Origin of the sequence: Curtobacterium sp. SGAir0471, from assembly GCF_005490985.1 — a bacterium.
Classification (GTDB): Bacteria; Actinomycetota; Actinomycetes; order Actinomycetales; family Microbacteriaceae; genus Curtobacterium.
Window position 1 is genome coordinate 1,466,343 of the sequence record NZ_CP027869.1, and the last position, 17,439, is coordinate 1,483,781.

Consider the following 17,439-nt stretch of genomic DNA (forward strand, 5'->3'; position numbering starts at 1 on the left):
CACCACAGGTCGATGGGGAAGTCGCACCTGACGAAGCGGAGGAATCGTGAACGGAACGACGACAGGGGTGCTCTACGTGCACTCCTCACCACGCGCGCTCTGCCCGCACGTCGAATGGGCGGCCGGTCGCGCGATGAGCCGTGCCGTGAACTTCTCGTGGCTCGACCAGCCCGCGCTCGACGGTTCCCGTCGGACGGAGTTCACCTGGACCGGGCAGGTCGGCACCGGCGCGGCGATCGCCTCTGCCCTGCGCGGCTGGGAGCACCTGCGCTACGAGGTCACCGAGGAGCCCACGGCGCAGTCCGACGGCGGCCGGTGGATGCACACGCCCGACCTCGGCGTCTTCTTCGCGCAGACGGACGTGTCGGGGAACATGGTCGTCCCCGAGGACCGCGTGCGCTACGCCATGGAGGTCGCCGGGAGCAACGCCCTCGAACTCCACCGCGAGCTCCGGCTCGCCCTCGGGCAGGCCTGGGACGACGAACTCGAGCCCTTCCGGCACGCCGCCGAGGGCAATCCCGTCGTCTGGCTGCACCGCGTCGGCTGACCGCTCGCGCTTCCTCCGCACCACCTCGGACGCCGCCCGCTCCCTCCGGAGCCGGCGGCGTCCGTCGTCCCCGCGGTAGTCCGGCACGACGGACGGCGCCTCCCACTGCCCCTGCGGTCGCACGACGTGCCGCCGGCGGACGTCCTGGTCGCAGGACATGCCGTCGACACAGGAGCTGAGCGGCACGTCGTGCGATGAGAGGTTCCTCACCTCGTCGGCCCACGCCCGCTGTCCGAGTCGCACGACGTGCCGCCGGCGGACGTCCTGGTCGCAGGACATGCCGTCGGGGCCGGAGGTGAGCGGCATGTCGTGCGACCGGAAGCGGCCACGACGGGGGACCGGGCCCCGGGACGACTGGAGGCCCGCCCTGCGGACGCAGGACGGGCCTCCAGGCCGACGCGGTGCCGGCGACGACGGATCAGGCCGTGCGGAACGTCACCACGGCGTTGTGGCCGCCGAAGCCGAACGAGTTGCTCACCGCGAGCAGGTCGCCCCCCGGCAGCTCGCGCGGCGCGGTCGCGACGTCCATCACGATCTCCGGGTCCTGCTCGGTCAGGTTGATCGTCGGCGGGGCGACGCGCTCGTGCAGCGCCATGACGGTGAACGCGGCCTCGATGGCCCCGGCGCCGCCGAGCAGGTGACCGGTCGACGCCTTGGTCGCCGAGACGACCACGTCGTCGAGGTGGTCGCCGAAGACCCGGCGCATGGCGTGGTACTCGGCCACGTCGCCGACCGGCGTCGAGGTGGCGTGGGCGTTGACGTGGACGACGTCCTCGCGGGCGGCGTCGGCGTGCTCGAGTGCCGTGATGACCGCGCGGGCGGCGGCGCTGCCCTCGGGGTCCGGCGCGGTGATGTGGAACGCGTCCGAGGTGATGCCGGCACCGGCGACCTCGGCGTAGATCGTCGCGCCACGGGCCTCGGCGTGCTCCTTCGACTCGAGGATGAGCGCCGCCGCGCCGTCGCCGAGCACGAAGCCGTCACGCGTGACGTCGTACGGCCGCGAGGCGGTCTCGGGGGAGTCGTTGCGACGCGACAGGGCCTGCATCGCGGCGAACGCGGCGAGGGGCAGCGGGTGCAGCGCGGCCTCGGCACCACCGGTGATGACGATGTCGGCGTCGCCGTCGGCGATGTGTCGGTAGGCCTCGGCCAGCGACTCGGTGGACGAGGCGCACGCGGACAGGTACGTGCGGGCGCCACCGCGGGCGCCGAACTCCATCTCGATGGCGGCGGCGGGGCCGTTCGCCATGAGCATCGGGACCGTCATCGGCATGACGCGACGCGGGCCCTTCTCGCGCAGGGTGTCCCAGGCGTCGAGGAGCGTGTTGACGCCGCCGATGCCGGTCGCCCAGTCGACGATGAGGCGCTCGGGCACGACGGTCTCGGGGTCGATGCCGGCGTCGGCCCAGGCTTCACGGGCGGCGACGAGCGACAGCTGCGACGAGGGGTCGAGGCGCTTGGTCTCCGGGCGGGTGAGCTGGTCGGTGAGGAAGCGGCGTGCCTGGCCGGCGAACTCGACGGGGATCTCGAGCGACGAGTAGCGCTCGTCCTCGATGCGGGTGATGCCGGACTTGCCGGCGAGCAGCGCCTCCCAGGTCTCCCGGGCGGTCGCGGCGAGGGGTGTGATCGCACCGATCCCGGTGACGACGACGGTCTTCTTGGTCATGGAACGACGTGTTCTTTCGTGTGGACGAGTCGGCGGGACGACCGCCGTGGTGAACGAGGAGAGCGCCGCGGACCGCGGAGTGTGCGCGGTCCGCGGCGCTCAGGAAGCTCGCGTCAGGCCTGGGCCTTGGTGATGTAGTCGACGGCGTCGCCCACGGTCTTGAGGTTCTTGACCTCTTCGTCCGGGATCTTCACGTCGAACTTCTCCTCGGCGTTCACGACGATGGTCATCATCGAGATCGAGTCGATGTCGAGGTCGTCGGTGAACGACTTGTCGGCGGCGACGGTGTCGGTCGCGATGCCGGTCTCGTCGTTGATCAGCTCGGCCAGGCCGGCGAGGACTTCTTCGTTGGACAGGGCCATGGGTGTTCTCCTTGAGGGGGGTGTCGTTTGACCGTGGACCAGCCTAGGGCACGAGTGGTACGGGTGCCCGGAGCCGAGCCGGGATGGGGGACTAGGGGAGGACGACGACCTGCGCGCCGAACACGAGACCGGCACCGAAGCCGATCTGCAGCGCGAGACCGCCGGAGAGCTCCGGGTGCTCCTCGAGCAGGCGGTGCGTGGCGAGCGGGATGCTCGCGGCCGAGGTGTTGCCCGTGGTGGTGATGTCGCGGGCGATCGTCACGGTGTCGGGCAGGCCGAGCTGCTTCGCGAACTCGTCGATGATGCGGATGTTCGCCTGGTGCGGCACGAACGCAGCGAGGTCCGAGGGAGCGACGCCCGCGGTCTCGAGTGCCTGGCGTGCGACCTTGACCATCTCCCACACGGCCCAGCGGAAGACCGTCTGACCGGCCTGGCGCATCGTCGGGCGCGGGGCGCCGGCGGCCCACTCGTTGTAGGTCGCGGTCATGCCGATGGCGTCCCACTTCGAGCCGTCCGACCCCCAGATCGTCGGGGCGATGCCGGGGAAGTCGCTCGGGCCGACGACCGCGGCGCCCGCACCGTCGCCGAGCAGGAACGAGATCGAGCGGTCGGTCGGGTCGACGACGTCGCTGAGCTTCTCGGCGCCCACGACGAGCACGTGGTCGGCGAGGCCGGACTTGATGAAGGAGTCCGCCTGGGCGATGCCGTACGCGTAGCCGGCGCAGGCCGCGCTGACGTCGTAGGCCGCGGCCGGCGTCGCGCCGATGCGCTCGGCGAGCAGGGACGCCATCGACGGGGTCGCGACGGTGTGGGTCACGGTGCTGACGAGCACGACACCGATCTGCTCCGGGGTGATGCCGGCCTTCTCGATGGCCTCGCGTGCAGCGGTCTCGGCGAGGTCGACCGCCTCGACGTCAGCGCCGGCGCGCTTGCGGGTGACGATGCCGGTGCGCTGCCGGATCCACTCGTCGGACGAGTCGATCGGGCCGACGAGGTCGTCGTTCGGCACGACGTTCTCACCGCGGGCGGCGCCGAACGCCATGATGCGGGTGTACTCGTGGCCGTGACGCTGCTGCAGCATCGGCCGGGAGGCGCGGGTCGCGTCCGTCCCGTCGGTCGCGGGGGACGGCGTGGTGGCGTCGGTCATGCGGTTGCGTCTGCTTCCTGGCCTGCGGTCTCGCTGTCGTGCTGCAGGAGCTCGATCGCGGCGGGCAGGTCGTCGGGGGTCTTCACGGCGACGGTGGGGGTGCCGCGCAGGCCGCGCTTGGCGAGCCCGACGAGCGCGCCCGCCGGCGCGAGTTCGATGATGCCGGTGACGCCGGCGGCCGAGAACGACTCCATGACGGCGTCCCAGTGCACGGGGTTCGCGATCTGGCGGACCATCAGGTCGACGAAGTGTCGGCCGTCGTCGATGCGCGAGCCGTCGGCGTTCGTCCAGATCGGCAGCGTCGGGTCCTGCACCGTGGTGGCTGCGGCGACGGGGGCGACCCGGTCGACCGCGGGGGCCATGTACCGGGTGTGGAACGCACCGGCGACGGCGAGCGGGACGACCCGGGCGCGTGCGGGCGGCTCGGCGGCCAGCGCGGCGATGCCCGCGGCGGGACCGGCGACGACGGTCTGCCCGCCACCGTTGTGGTTGGCGGGCACGAGGCCGTGCTGCTCGAGGGCCGCGGCGACCGCATCCGCGTCGCCACCGAGCACGGCGGCCATCGACGTCGGCTCGAGTGCTGCGGCGTCCGCCATCGCCCGACCGCGCTCGGCGACCAGCGCGACGGCGTCGGTGGGCTCGAGGATCCCGGCGACGCCGGCGGCGGTGAACTCGCCGACCGAGTGTCCGGCGACACCACCGACCAGGGCGCGACGACCGTCGGCGAGCAGGGCGTCGGCGGTCACGAGTCCAGCGGCGACGATGAGCGGCTGGGCGAGCGCGGTGTCCTTGATGGTGTCCGCGTCGGAGTTCGTGCCGTGCTCGACGAGGTCGACGCCGATCGCCTCGGACCACGCTCCGACGCGGTCACGGACGGCGGAGTCCTCGAGCCAGGGGGCGAGGAAGCCGGGGGTCTGGGAGCCCTGTCCGGGCGCGACGACGACGATCACCGGTCAATCCTTGCTGCCCCGATCGTTCCGGTCCGTGTGGACATCCGACAGCGATCCGGCGAGGACGTTGTGCGATCCCTACCGGGTCGGCTCATCAGCGTCGTTGTCGGCAGCGTCGTTGTCGGCAGCGTCGTCGTCGTCAGCGGCGGTTGGGCAGACGGCGTCGGCCGGCGTTCGACTCGGACATCGCGCCGAGGATGAGCGCCGACTGCACGATCAGGGCGTCGCGAGCGTGCGTGGCGTCCCACCCGATGACGTCGGCGACCCGGCGGAGCCGGTAGCGGACGGTGTTCGGGTGCACGAAGAGCTCGCGTGCCGTCGCCTCGAGCGAGCGACCGGTGTCGAGGTAGCACCAGAGCGTCTGCAGCAGCTCGGTCGACTGGTCCTTGAGCGGCACGTAGATGCGCTGGACCAGGGCCGACCGGGCGAGCGGGTCGCCCGCCAGGGCCCGCTCCGGGAGCAGGTCGTCGGCGAGGGCCGGACGGGGAGCACCACGCCACGCCCGCGCGACGGCGAACCCGGCGAGGGCGCCCTTCGCGCTGGTCGAAGCGTCGACGACCCCGGGGACCTCGTTGCCGAGCACCAGGTGTCCCTCGCCGAAGGACGGTTCGAGCGCCTGGGCGATGGCGGTGAAGGACACCGGTTCCTCGCCCTCGGGCACGTCGTCGCGCGGGGTGGCACGACCGATGACGACCACGAGCCGTGAGCCCTGCACGCCGATGAGCACGTCGGCGTCCATGTGCCGCGCGGTCCGGCGGATCTGGTCGACCTCGAGCTGCTTCGGCGCGTTGCCGACCAGGACCGCGACCTCGCCGTGGCCGTGCCAGCCGAGCGCGGCGATGCGGGAGGGGAGCTCGTCGTCGTACTCGCCGGACAGGATCGAGTCCACGACCAGGGCCTCGAGCCGGGCGTCCCAGAGCCCGCGGGCCTCGGCGGCGCGGGCGTAGACGTCGGCTGCTGCGAAGGCGATGTCGCGCGAGTACTTCAGGATCGCCTCCTGCAGCATCTCGTCGTCCTTCGCACGCTCCTCGACGACGGTCACCACGACGCGGATGAGCTGCAGCGTCTGCTGCAGGCTCACCGAGCGCAGGAGCTCCCGGGGTGCGGAGCCGAACACGTCGGCCGCGGCGATCCACGGCGTCGAGGCGGTGCCCTCGAGCCACGAGATGAACGAGGTGATCCCCGCCTGGGCGACGAGACCGACGGCGGACCGGCGCCCTGGTGGCATCTCGCTGTACCAGGGCAGCGTGTCCTCGAGCCGCTTGATCGTGGCGGTCGAGAGTTCGCCCGACACCTGCCGGAGCCAGGAGAGCGCGCGTTCGCGTTCCCTCTCCTGACTCGCGGCAGGGGCGGTGCGGGGTGTGCTCACCGGGGGATCAGGCCTCTCCGCCCGCGCTGCCGGTGGTGCCGGCGTTCACGTCGTGCAGGCGGTACTTGTCGATGGCCTGCTGGACGACGGCGCGGTCGACCTTGCCCTGCTTCGCGAGCTGCTGCAGCGTCCGCACGACGACTGAGGGGCCGTCGATGTGGAAGAAGCGGCGGGCCGCGGGACGGGTGTCCGAGAAGCCGAAGCCGTCGGCACCGAGCGTGGCGTAGTCGGTCGGGACGAACGGACGGATCTGCTCCTGCACGGCGTGCATGAAGTCGCTCACCGCGACGACCGGGCCCTCGGTGCCGAGCAGGCGCTCGGTGACGTACGGGGTGCGCGGCTGCTCGTCCGGGTTGAGGAACGCCTGCTGCTCGGCGTCGAGACCGTCACGGGTGAGCTCGCCCCAGCTCGTGACGCTCCAGACGTCGGCGGACACGCCCCAGTCCTCGGCGAGGAGCTGCTGCGCCTCGAGGATCCACGGCACCGCGACGCCGGACGCGAGCAGCTGGGCCTTCGGGCCGTCGTGCTCGCTCGGCTTGAGCAGGTACATGCCCTTGACGATGCCCTCGACGTCGACGCCCTCGGGCTCGGCCGGCTGCACGATCGGCTCGTTGTAGACCGTCAGGTAGTACATGACGTTCGGGTCGGCGTGCTTCGGCGAGCCGTCCTCGTTCGTGCCGTACATGCGCTCGAGGCCGGACTTGACGATGTGCCCGATCTCGTAGCCGTAGGCGGGGTCGTACGACACGACCGCCGGGTTCGTCGCCGCGAGGAGCGGCGAGTGCCCGTCGGCGTGCTGCAGGCCCTCACCGGTCAGGGTGGTGCGACCGGCGGTGGCACCGATCATGAAGCCGCGCGCCATCTGGTCGCCGGCGGCCCAGATGGCGTCGCCGGTGCGCTGGAAGCCGAACATCGAGTAGAAGACGTAGACCGGGATGAGCGGCTCGCCCTGCGTCGAGTACGACGTGCCGATGGCGGTGAACGCCGCGAGGGCGCCGGCCTCGTTGATGCCGACGTGGACGATCTGGCCCTGCGGGCTCTCCTTGTAGGCCAGGAGCAGCTCGCGGTCGACCGACGTGTAGTGCTGGCCGTTCGGGTTGTAGATCTTCGCGGTCGGGAAGTAGGCGTCCATGCCGAACGTGCGCGCCTCGTCCGGGATGATCGGGACCACGCGGTCGCCGAAGTCCGGGGAGCGGAGCAGGTCCTTCAGCAGACGGGCGAAGGCCATCGTCGTGGCGACCTCCTGCTTGCCGGAGCCCTTCTTGACGACCTGGTACTTCGAGTCGTCCGGCAGCGTGAACTGCGTGTACTTGGTGCGGCGCTCCGGGACGTACCCGCCGAGCGCGCGGCGACGCTCGTGCATGTACTGGATCGCCTCGTCGTCGTTGCCCGGGTGGTAGTACGGCGGCGTGTAGGGGTTCTCCTCGAGCTGCGCGTCCGAGATCGGGATGCGCATCTCGTCGCGGAACTGCTTGAGGTTGTCGAGGGTCAGCTTCTTCATCTGGTGGGTCGCGTTGCGGCCCTCGAAGCTCGGCCCGAGACCGTAGCCCTTGACGGTCTTCGCCAGGATGACGGTCGGCTGGCCCTTGTGCTCGGTCGCCGCCTTGAACGCGGCGTAGACCTTGCGGTAGTCGTGGCCGCCGCGCTTGAGGTTCCAGATCTGGTCGTCGGAGTAGCCCTCGACGAGCTGGAGCGCCTTCGGGTCGCGCCCGAAGAAGTTCTCGCGGACGTACGCGCCGTTCTCGGCCTTGTACGTCTGGTAGTCGCCGTCGGGCGTCGCGTTCATCAGGTTGAGGAGCGCACCCTCGGTGTCACGGGCGAGCAGGTCGTCCCACTCGCGGCCCCAGACGACCTTGATGACGTTCCAGCCCGCACCGCGGAAGAACGCCTCGAGCTCTTGGATGATCTTGCCGTTGCCGCGGACGGGGCCGTCGAGGCGCTGGAGGTTGCAGTTGATGACGAAGTTCAGGTTGTCGAGCCCGTCGTTCGCCGCGACCTGCAGCTGCCCGCGCGACTCGACCTCGTCCATCTCGCCGTCGCCGAGGAACGCCCAGACCTGCTGGTCGGCGGCGTCCTTGATCCCGCGGTTGGACAGGTACTTTGCCTGCTGCGCCTGGTAGATCGCGTTGATCGGGCCGATGCCCATCGACACGGTCGGGAACTGCCAGAAGTGCGGCATGAGACGCGGGTGCGGGTAGGACGACAGCCCACCGCCCGCGTGCGACTTCTCCTGGCGGAAGCCGTCGAGCTGGTCCTCGCTGAGACGACCCTCCATGTAGGCGCGTGCGTACATGCCGGGGGAGGCGTGGCCCTGGAAGAAGACCTGGTCACCGCCGGACGGGTGGTCCTGCGCGCGGAAGAAGTGGTTGTAGCCGACCTCGTACATGGCGGCGCTCGACGCGTACGTCGAGATGTGACCGCCGACCGCGACACCGGGGCGCTGGGCGCGGTGCACCGTGATGGCGGCGTTCCACCGGATCCACCGGCGGTAGCGGCGCTCGAGTTCCTCGTCGCCGGGGAACTCGGGCTCGTCCTCGGGCGCGATCGTGTTGACGTAGTCGGTCGTCGGGACCATGGGCACGCCGAGGTGCAGCTCGTTCGAGCGCTTCAGCAGGCTCTGCATGATCTCGCGGGCCCGCTGGTGGCCGTGCGTCGCGACGAGCCCGTCGAGCGACTCACGCCACTCTGCGGTCTCCTCGGGGTCCTGGTCGGTCCCTGCGGTGCTGCGCGGGTCCTGGTCGTTCACCGTCACCCTTGACCTCGTTCGTTCTCGTGGTGGTGGACATGGGGGCCACCGGTGGTCGGGTCACGACCGGATGGGGCCCACACCACCTTAGGCCCCACGACCGACGCCTTCGCTGATGGTGACGTGCAGGTGGACGGGTACTTGCGTCCTGGTGTCGTCGGCGTACGATTGCCGATCGTGCACGGGCGACCCGCACGTGCGCACGCGACACGGGCACACCCCACGCCCGAGGAAGAAGCAACGCACCGATGGCCCTGGAGATCGGCTCACTCGCGCCGGACTTCGAGCTCCCGAACCAGTTCGGTGAGCACGTCCGCCTCAGCGACTTCCGGGGCGTCCGCCCGGTCGCCCTCGTCTTCTTCCCGCTGGCGTTCTCGTCCGGCTGCACGAACGAGCTCTGCACCCTGCAGGACAACATCGCGATGTTCCAGGACCAGCGCGTCGAGCTGATCGGCATCTCCGTCGACTCGAAGGCCACGCTCCGGTCGTTCGCCGAGACGCACGGCTACGACTTCGAGCTGCTCGCCGACTTCTGGCCGCACGGCGCGGTGTCCAAGGAGTACGGCGTGTTCCTCGACAAGAAGGGCTTCGCGACCCGCGCGACCTTCGTCATCGACGTGCAGGGCCGCATCAAGGCCTCGATCATCACCGAGCCGGGGCTGCAGCGCGACGTCGCCGAGTACCGCGAGGCGCTCGACCGTCTCGCCGCGTGCACCGCGCCCGTCCCGGTCGCCTGAGTCCAGGAGCGGTCCCGGCCGCGAGCCCGTACGCGCCGTGGCCGGTGCGCGACGCGCCCGCCGCGTGGCGACTGGCGCGCACCGTGGTCGCCTCCGGCAGCGGACCCGTCGTGGTGCACCACCGACCGGGGCCCGATCCGGTGCTGCTGCTCCACGGTGTCGCCGGGTCGTGGACGACGTGGACGCCCCTGCTCGCCGCTGCGGACGGCTTCGGCGACCGGGGGCTCGTGCTCGTCGACCTGCCCGGCTGGGGCTCGTCGCCGGAGCCGTCGACGCCGTTCACCGTGGACGACGGCGTCCGTGTGCTCGTCGAGGTCCTCGACGCCCTCGCCGTGGGGTCGGTCGACGTCGTCGGGCACTCGATGGGCGCCTTCGTCGGACTGCACCTCGCGGTGGTGGCCCCGTACCGCGTCCGGTCGCTCGGGCTCGTGTCGGGGACGACGACCGCGACCGTGCGCGCCGCACGGCACCCCTGGAGGGCGCTCGTCTCCCTGCCCGCGTTCACGCTGCTGCGCGCCGGGCTCCTCGTGACGGGGCGGTCGGCTCGGCGGATCCTCCGCGCAACCGCGCGGGTCGGACTCCTCCCGGTGCTCGCTGCGCCCGTGTTCGCCCACGTGCGGCGTCTCGACCCGAGCGTGCTCGACGCCTTCGTGGAGGAGTTCCGGCCCGGGCGGTTCACGGCGGCCGCACGGGACGCCGCCGGCTACGACGTCGAGCGGTGGAGCGGGGTCACCTGCCCGGTGGCAGCGGTCCTCGGACGCGGGGACGTCTTCGCCCGGGTGTCCGACCTCGACGACCTGCGCCGCCTGGTGCCGGGAACCCGGACGGCCGTGCTCGAGGACTGCGGGCACTTCGCCCACGCGGAGCACCCCGAGGCCGTGGTGGCGTTCCTCGGACTCGTCCCGGCGCAGGGCTGACGACGCCGTCGGTGCACGGTCAGTGCATGGTCAGTGCACGAGCGTCCGCCGCGCCGGGAACGTGGTGGCCACCCGCGAACGCACCTCGTCCACGACCGCTCGACGCATCGCCAGCGAGAACAGCGCGTGGTCCCCGTCCGGCACCTCGACCACCGACACCCGGGCGCCCCACCGGCGGACGGCTCGACGGCCGCCGTAGCGCTCGAACCGCTCGATGTCCTCCGGGGCGGCGACCACGACGACGTCGGTGCCGTGCTCGACGAGCGGGCCGAGGTGCCCGACGACGCCGCCGAGCGCGCCGCGGCGCGCGATCGCGTCACGCACCAGCGCCGGCACGAGCCGGTTGTACGGGGCCCGGAGCGCGCGCCGCAGCCGGGAGGCGTCCGCGACCGCCTGCGCCGACTCCGCGTACGTCCCGGGCACGGCGGGCGTGCGCCGGTAGTCGTTCGGGCTGATCTCGACGACGAGCCGCGGGTTCTCGGCCACCGCGCGGCCGGCGATCCAGGCACCGGCGCACATGCCGACGATCGCGAGCCGTTCGGACGGGATGCGCAGTGCCCTGACCACCTCGTGCTGGTCGTCGACCCACTCCTGGGCGAACAGGAACGCGTCCTCGTCCGCCCGCACCGCGGAGCTCTCACCCGTCCCGCGACGGTCGACGCGCACGACGCGGACGCCGTCCCGGGCGAGGGTGCGGGCGAGCGCGACCTGGTAGTCGACCGCGCCGGTGCGGTGCTCGGCGCCGCCGTTGTGCAGCAGCACGACCGGGGCGTCCTCGTCCTGCGCGGACGACACGGTCTCCACGGCGAAGAGCCCGTGCGGGCCGAGCTGGAGCACCCGCTCGGACACGCGGTCGTCCACGTCGAGCACCTCGGCGACCGCAGGAGGCGTGGTCGGGACAGCCGCGGCGGGAGCCCAGCGGTCGAGCCACCGGGCGACCGCCTCGACGGCGACTCCGGGGATCCGGGCGTCGATGCTCGTGCCGTCGAGGAGCTCGGCGGTGCCGGGCACCTCGAGGACCTCGGCGGAGCCGAGCGCCCGGGGAGCGACGCCGCCGGGCCGGACGACCGCGACCGTCGTCGCGGCACGCGACGGGTACGTCAGCGCGCCGAGGGCCGTGAGCTCCTCCGGGCCGAGGTCGATGCCGACGAGCGACTCGATCCGGTCGAGGACCCGGTCGGGCCCGATCGCGATCGCTGCGAGGGCGCGCTGTCGCCGCAGCCAGGCGCGGCCGGACGCCGGGGCGTCCCACACCACCAGGGCGTCCTCGTCGGTCGCGGCGGCCGCGGCGACGAGGGCAGCCGAGGCGAGGCCCACGAACGCGACGTGCTCGACGCCGGACCGACGCAGCAGGGCCGCGGCGGCGCGTGCGGACCGGACCTGTGCGTCGGGGTCGTCGTCGTCCGCGGAGTCCCCACGGCCGGACGGGTCGTAGCGCACCGAGGCCACGCCACGCGCCTCCAGGCGGTCCGCCAGCAGGCGCAGCGTGCGGTACGCGATCACGCCCTCCTGGCCGAGCGGCGGGCAGAGGACGACGCCGGCGCGCGCGGTCGACGGCAGCTGCACGGCGACCCGCAGCGCGGGGGAGCCGGCCCAGCCGTGGTGGGTGGTCACAGCGCCAGGGCCGCGCGGACGTCCGACGTCCAGCGGTCCGGGTCGGTGCCGTGCGCGGCGAACAGGGCGATCGTGATGCGCTCGAGGCCGAACGCGAGGCAGGCGCTGTGCGCGACCTCGCCGTCGGCGGTGCGGAGCCCGAACGCGGTGCCGAAGTGGTCCTCGTGGAGGTTCGCCGACGAGATCGCCGTCGCGTCGTGGTCCGGCCCGTAGACCGGGGTGACGAACTCGTACTTGAGGGACTGCTCGACCTGGTTGCGGGCGAGCATCTGCCCGACGCGGCCGAAGAACGGGTCGTTGGCCGGGACGACGTCGATCGCCAGGCCGAAGGACTCCAGGAGCGCGCGCATGCCCGGGATCCGGCCGTCGCGGTGCGCCTTCGCCGACTCCGGGGTACCGACGTGCACGAACTCGTGCATGTGGAACGCCTGCAGCCGCATCGGGTCGAGGGACGGCTCGCGGCGGAACGAGTCGCCGACGATGTCGAACGCCCGGCCGCCCTCGGGGACGGTGTCGCCGATCAGCCCGTAGACCGGGTGGCACACGGCGGGGGTGAGCATGAGGTCGGCCGGCTCGAGGAACGTCTCCCAGCGCTCGCCGCGCTCCCGGGCGGCGAGCAGGGCACGGTGGGTGCGGTCGTCGCCGGTGAACCCGGAGATCGACGCGGCGAGGTCGGGGAAGGACGCGATGTAGTCGGTGCGCTCGAAGGCCGCGAGGGGCTCGACCGGCGGGAAGCGCAGGACCTCGGCGTCGAGGTCGGCCTGGCTCCGCACGGCTGCGGCGTCGACGGCCGCGTACACGCGCTCGAACACGCCGGTGCGTCCGTAGAGCCCGGGGGAGCCGAGGTCGATGAGCACGCCGTCGGCGAGCAGGCGCCCGCGCAGGTCGGCACGGGCGGCGTCCAGGGCGGACGCGGTGGTGGTGGGGTCGGTGATCGTCACAGGATCGCTCCGCTCATCAGGGCCAGTGCGGCGTCGTTCTGCAGGAGCCGGTCGTTGCTCACCATGACGGCGGCTCCGTGGGCGTCCCGGAGGTGTCGGGCGGTGCTCAGCGGCCCGGAGGCGGCGTAGCCGGCGATGCCGACGACGCGCATCGCCGCCGTCACGATGTCGACGACCCGCTCGGACGCGGCGACCTTGAGGGCGTTCGCGGCGAGCGCGGACGCCGGGGACTCGAGCACGGACGGGTCGTCGGCTGCCCGGTCGAACCGCTCCGCCGCGTGGCGCACGGCATCGGCGAGGGTCTGCAGCTCCACGAGGAGCTCGGCGAGCCGGAGGGCCCCGGGCGGGGTCGTCCCGACGGCGGCCCGGGCCTGCTTCCGGACCGCGCTGCGGGCACGGTCCGCAGCCGCAGCAGCGATGCCGGTCCACACGGACGCCCAGAGGACGTGCGAGACCGGCAGGACGGTCTGCGCCGAGATCGTGGCGTAGTCGTCGCGGAGCACCCGGTCCTCGTGCGTCTCGGCGTCGAGCACCCACCCGTGGCTGCACGTGCCGCGGAGCCCGAGGGTGTCCCACGTGGACGTCTGCGTCAGCGTCGTGTCCTCGGGCAGGCAGACGACCAGCCGCTGGTCCGAGGGGGCGGCGTCCGGGTGACGGCGTGCGGTGACGAACACGGCGTCGGCCTCGGTCGCGTAGGAGATCACCGGGGCCTCCTTGTGGAGGTGGATCCGGCCGGCCGCCGACGGCTCGACGGCGCAGGTGCTCCGTCGGGCGTCGCCGCCGATGCCCTTCTCGGTCGTCGAGGAGGCCACGAGTGCCCCCGCCAGCACCGCCTCGGTCATCGCGGTGATGCCGAGCCCCACGCCGCCGTGCCGCCAGAGCGCCATTGCCTGTCCGTGGTGCATCGCGAACACCATCCCGGTCGCCGCGCAGGCGCTCCCGAGGGTCGTCGCGATCGCGGAGAGCTCGGTGAGGGTCGCCCCCTCGCCGCCGAGCGCGGTCGGCACCGCCGCCGCCAGGAGTCCGTGCTCCTTCATGGCGGCGATCGCCTCGCGCGGGGGACGGGCGTGACGGTCGACCTCGTCGGCGTGGCGTGCGGCGACCTCGGCGACGCGTGCTGCGCGGGCGGCGAACCGGTCGGGCGTCGCGGCGCCGGCCGGCGCCCCGGCCGCGGTCGACCCGGTGCCGGTGCCGGTGCCGTCGTCGGTCAGCAGACGGCTGGTCACGCCGCGGCCCCTGCTGCGGCCGCGATCGACTCGATCGTGGCGAACGTCGACCGGTGCAGCAGGGCGTCCGGGAACTCCACGTCGAGTTCGTCCTCGACCGCGAGCATCACGTTCACGGTGGCGTGCGAGGTGAGCCCGAGGACGTAGAGGTCGGCGATCGACGCGACGTCCGACGCGTCGACGGTGAGGTGTCCGTGCTCGGCGAGGGCCCGTCGGACGGCCTGCTCGGCGCGGGGTGCGGCGAGGGCGACGGAGGGGGATGCGGAGGTCGGGTCCTGGTGCATGTGAGCAACCCTAGGGAGGGTGCGGACCCGGAAAACCGCCGTGCCGGTGCGTGATCCCGCACGTGCTCCGCAAGGTGGGCCGGGTCCCGCAGGCCGGCACCGGACCGGCGGTCGGTCAGCGCTCGGCGAGCGCGACGGCGGTCGCGACCGCCAGCCCCCGTTCGTGTGACAGGGACACCGCGACGGGGCCGCACCCGAGGGCGGCGGCGAGCTCGGCGGCGCGCCCGGACAGCTCGACGACCGGTGCACCGGCGGCGTCCAGCACCACCGCGACGTCGGTCGGCGGGACCGCGTCGTCCGGCGCGGGACGCAGGAGCTTCAGGACGGCCTCCTTGCCGGCGAACCGGGCCGCGAGGCGCTCGGGGTCGTCGCCGCAGTCGGCCCGCTCCCGTTCGGTGAACACCCGCGACAGGTAGCGCTCGCCGTGGGCGGTGATGCCGGCGACCACGTCCTCGACCGCGGCGAGGTCGGTGCCGGTCCGGATGGTCGTCATGGACGAAGCGTACGGTGCCCGGCGCGCTGCGACCGGGCAGGCCGCGACGACACGGCCGCGTCCGCGGCGACACTGCCGCGCCGCCGCGGCTGCGGCGCCGGCCGTGGGCCCACCGCCGGCTGCGGGACCGTCAGCGGTACTGCGGCGGCCAGTCGAAGGGTGCGGGCAGGTGCGGCACCTCGCCGATCGTCGTGACGGCGAGGACGACCTCACGCCGGTTCGTCAGCTCGATCGACCGCGGGTTGCCGAGGTACCGGTGGCCGTCGACCCACACCGTGAGCTCACCGCGCAGTCCGCCGACGTGCCCCGCGCCGAGCGAGACGTCCCACTCGTCGAAGAACTGCCCGAGCGTGAAGGGCTGCCGGGTGGGCGACTCGACGTGCAGGATGCCGGAGGTGTCGTGCGTGTGCAGCTCGGCGGCGAACCGCTCCCGCGACGAGTGCCCGACGTTCCCGGGCACGGTCACCGGCGTCGACCCGTCCAGGATCGTCAGGTGGGTGTGCACGTGCTCGGCGAGCGGCTCGCCCCACACGTTCCGCAGTCCGGCCGCCTCGGCACGCGCCTGCAGGTCGGTCGGTGCCGGCCAGGGAGGCGCGGTGCGGGTCGTCCCCGCAGCCGGCGCCGTGCAGAGCGCGAGCAGGACGACGGCCACCGCCGCCACGAGCGTCACGACGACGCTGCGGGGTGCCGTCCTTCCACCCCCGCGCGCTCCGGGGCGGCGTCCGCGCCCCGGACGGCGATCCACGCCGGCCGTGCGGGTCACCACTTGTCGTGCACGGTGGCGCGGAACCACCGGTCGTAGAGCTCGTGCACGGTGGTGTCGAGGCTGCCCAGGTCGAGGGCGCCGCCGGCGAGCAGGTCCGCCGCGCCGGCGTTGGAGCGTGCCTGCTCGGGGTTCCGCGCGCCGGGGATGGCGGCGGTCACGCCGTCCTGCGCGACGATCCAGGCCAGCGCCGCCTGCGGGACCGAGACGCCGTCGGGCAGGGCGGCGGCGAACGCCTGCGCTGCCTGCACGCCGTCCGCGAAGTCGACGCCGCTGAAGGTCTCGCCCTGGTCGAACGCCTCGCCGTGGCGGTTGTAGTTGCGGTGGTCGCCCTCGCTGAAGGTGGTCTCGGTCGTGTACTTCCCGGAGAGCAGCCCCGATGCCAGCGGGACGCGCGCGAGGATGCCGACACCGGCCTCCCGGGCCGCCGGCAGCACGCGGTCCAGCGGCTTGAGGCGGAACGCGTTGAGGATGACCTGCACGCTCGCGACGTGCGGCCGGGCGATCGCGGTGAGCGCCTGGTCGGCGGTCTCGACGGAGACGCCGTAGGCGGCGATCGACCCGTCCGCCACGAGCGCGTCGAGGGCGTCGTACACGGCGTCGTCCTCGAACACGGCGGTGGGCGGGCAGTGCAGCTGCACGAGGTCGAGGGTGTCCTGCCCGAGGTTGCGGCGGGAGCGGTCGACCCACTCGCGGAAGTTCGTCGCGACGTAGTTGGCCGGGACCTGCTCGGCGCGGCGGCCCATCTTCGTCGTGACCGTCAGCGGCACGTCCGGGTTCGCCCGACGCCAGGCCCCGATGAGCTGCTCGCTGCGACCGTCGCCGTACACGTCGGCGGTGTCGAAGAGGGTGACGCCGGACTGGACCGAGGCGTCCATCACGGCGGCGGCGTCCTGCTCGCTGACGGGGCCCCAGTCACCGCCGAACTGCCAGGTGCCGAGGCCGACGACGGACACGGAGCGGCCGGTGCGGCCGAGGGTGCGACTCTGCATGTCGCCCACCGTAGTCACGGCGGCCGCGGACGGCCCGGGACGGTCGCCTCGGCGCGGGAGCGCGGTGCGTGCTCGCCGATCAGGCCCCGTCGGTGAGGACCCGCCGGTCAGGCCCCGTCGGTCACGACTCGGTCGGATGCGGTTCGGTGGCGACACCGCGGCGGAGCAGAGCCCGGGCGGCGCGGGCGCGCGGGATGACCCAGAGGGCGGACCAGGCCCCGATACCGAGCCAGAGCGTGACGAGCATCCCGGTCAGGAGCGGGCCGTGCTGGTCGGCCATCGAGAGCGTCATGGCGGTCCACAGCACGCAGAGCACGATCTTGCCCCAGCCCGCGCCCTCGCGGTCGGCCTGCGCCTGGAGCGCCGGGATCCACTCGTCGGCCGTCACCCCGGGCGGCACGCGCCGGTCCGCGATCCACCGCTGCACGGCCACCGACCGTTCGTAGCCGCCGGCGGCACGCCACGAGCGCAGCTGCGTCCAGACGCCGATCGCCGCGCCGACGACCCCGGCGGGCACCCCGACGCCGACGAGCAGCGCCGTGGTGGTCGTCACCCACGACGACGCGACGAGCACGGCGAGCACCACGCCGAAGGCGGCACCCGCCCCCGCGTTGCCGAGCAGCCGCAGCCGCCCGGCCTCGTCCACCACGCCGACACCGTCCACGCCGACGACCGTACCCGCGTCGTG

Annotated in this window: 17 protein-coding genes; 3 read left to right on the forward strand and 14 right to left on the reverse strand. The window is 73.1% G+C overall.

Annotated features, from left to right (window positions below; translation table 11 throughout):
* Nucleotides 1-46 precede the first annotated feature (46 nt).
* Nucleotides 47-547, forward strand: coding sequence for a DUF3145 domain-containing protein (locus C1N91_RS06705; RefSeq protein ID WP_058729429.1), 501 nt, complete (start codon nt 47-49; stop codon nt 545-547).
* A gap of 418 nt (nt 548-965) precedes the next feature.
* Here C1N91_RS06705 and C1N91_RS06710 read toward each other — a convergent pair whose 3' ends face one another.
* The 6 genes from C1N91_RS06710 to aceE form a co-directional block, all read right to left on the reverse strand.
* Nucleotides 966-2,210, reverse strand: coding sequence for a beta-ketoacyl-[acyl-carrier-protein] synthase family protein (locus C1N91_RS06710; RefSeq protein ID WP_137767108.1), 1,245 nt, complete (start codon nt 2,208-2,210; stop codon nt 966-968).
* Nucleotides 2,211-2,323: 113 nt separating this feature from the next.
* Nucleotides 2,324-2,572, reverse strand: a complete 249-nt coding sequence (locus C1N91_RS06715; protein WP_058729431.1) for an acyl carrier protein — start codon at nt 2,570-2,572, stop codon at nt 2,324-2,326.
* A gap of 91 nt (nt 2,573-2,663) precedes the next feature.
* The gene (locus tag C1N91_RS06720) at nt 2,664-3,653 is read right to left on the reverse strand and encodes a beta-ketoacyl-ACP synthase III (RefSeq protein WP_137768703.1); all 990 of its coding nucleotides are present in this window, start codon (nt 3,651-3,653) and stop codon (nt 2,664-2,666) included.
* A gap of 62 nt (nt 3,654-3,715) precedes the next feature.
* Nucleotides 3,716-4,669, reverse strand: coding sequence for an ACP S-malonyltransferase (locus C1N91_RS06725; RefSeq protein WP_137767109.1), 954 nt, complete (start codon nt 4,667-4,669; stop codon nt 3,716-3,718).
* A gap of 139 nt (nt 4,670-4,808) precedes the next feature.
* On the reverse strand, nt 4,809-6,038 hold the full coding sequence (locus C1N91_RS06730) for a PucR family transcriptional regulator (protein ID WP_137767110.1): 1,230 nt from the start codon (nt 6,036-6,038) through the stop codon (nt 4,809-4,811).
* 7 nt (nt 6,039-6,045) lie between these two features.
* Nucleotides 6,046-8,790 (reverse strand): pyruvate dehydrogenase (acetyl-transferring), homodimeric type, encoded by a 2,745-nt coding sequence (gene aceE / locus C1N91_RS06735; RefSeq protein ID WP_137767111.1) that lies wholly within the window; start codon nt 8,788-8,790, stop codon nt 6,046-6,048.
* 242 nt (nt 8,791-9,032) lie between these two features.
* Between aceE and C1N91_RS06740 the strand changes: the two genes are divergently transcribed.
* Complete coding sequence (locus C1N91_RS06740; protein ID WP_137767112.1) at nt 9,033-9,521, forward strand: peroxiredoxin; 489 nt, start codon at nt 9,033-9,035, stop codon at nt 9,519-9,521.
* 44 nt (nt 9,522-9,565) lie between these two features.
* Entirely contained in the window at nt 9,566-10,438 is an 873-nt protein-coding gene (locus C1N91_RS06745) for an alpha/beta fold hydrolase (protein WP_175415937.1), read from the forward strand.
* Nucleotides 10,439-10,468: 30 nt separating this feature from the next.
* Here C1N91_RS06745 and C1N91_RS06750 read toward each other — a convergent pair whose 3' ends face one another.
* The 8 genes from C1N91_RS06750 to C1N91_RS06785 form a co-directional block, all read right to left on the reverse strand.
* Nucleotides 10,469-12,052, reverse strand: a complete 1,584-nt coding sequence (locus C1N91_RS06750) for an alpha/beta fold hydrolase (RefSeq protein WP_175415938.1) — start codon at nt 12,050-12,052, stop codon at nt 10,469-10,471.
* Complete coding sequence (locus C1N91_RS06755) at nt 12,049-12,993, reverse strand: amino acid--[acyl-carrier-protein] ligase (RefSeq protein WP_137767115.1); 945 nt, start codon at nt 12,991-12,993, stop codon at nt 12,049-12,051. The genes C1N91_RS06750 and C1N91_RS06755 overlap by 4 nt, the downstream gene beginning before the upstream one ends.
* Nucleotides 12,990-14,219 carry an acyl-CoA dehydrogenase family protein gene (locus C1N91_RS06760; RefSeq protein ID WP_217496466.1) on the reverse strand — a complete coding sequence of 410 codons (1,230 nt, stop codon included), beginning with the start codon at nt 14,217-14,219 and terminating at the stop codon, nt 12,990-12,992. The genes C1N91_RS06755 and C1N91_RS06760 overlap by 4 nt, the downstream gene beginning before the upstream one ends.
* On the reverse strand, nt 14,216-14,503 hold the full coding sequence (locus tag C1N91_RS06765; protein ID WP_137767116.1) for an acyl carrier protein: 288 nt from the start codon (nt 14,501-14,503) through the stop codon (nt 14,216-14,218). The genes C1N91_RS06760 and C1N91_RS06765 overlap by 4 nt, the downstream gene beginning before the upstream one ends.
* 115 nt (nt 14,504-14,618) lie before the next feature.
* Nucleotides 14,619-14,996 carry a holo-ACP synthase gene (locus C1N91_RS06770; RefSeq protein WP_137767117.1) on the reverse strand — a complete coding sequence of 126 codons (378 nt, stop codon included), beginning with the start codon at nt 14,994-14,996 and terminating at the stop codon, nt 14,619-14,621.
* Nucleotides 14,997-15,126: 130 nt separating this feature from the next.
* Nucleotides 15,127-15,666, reverse strand: coding sequence for a hypothetical protein (locus tag C1N91_RS06775; RefSeq protein ID WP_137767118.1), 540 nt, complete (start codon nt 15,664-15,666; stop codon nt 15,127-15,129).
* An 89-nt stretch (nt 15,667-15,755) separates the two neighbouring features.
* Nucleotides 15,756-16,751, reverse strand: coding sequence for an aldo/keto reductase (locus C1N91_RS06780; RefSeq protein WP_137767119.1), 996 nt, complete (start codon nt 16,749-16,751; stop codon nt 15,756-15,758).
* Nucleotides 16,752-16,872: 121 nt separating this feature from the next.
* On the reverse strand, nt 16,873-17,415 hold the full coding sequence (locus C1N91_RS06785) for a hypothetical protein (protein WP_137767120.1): 543 nt from the start codon (nt 17,413-17,415) through the stop codon (nt 16,873-16,875).
* Nucleotides 17,416-17,439 lie beyond the last annotated feature (24 nt).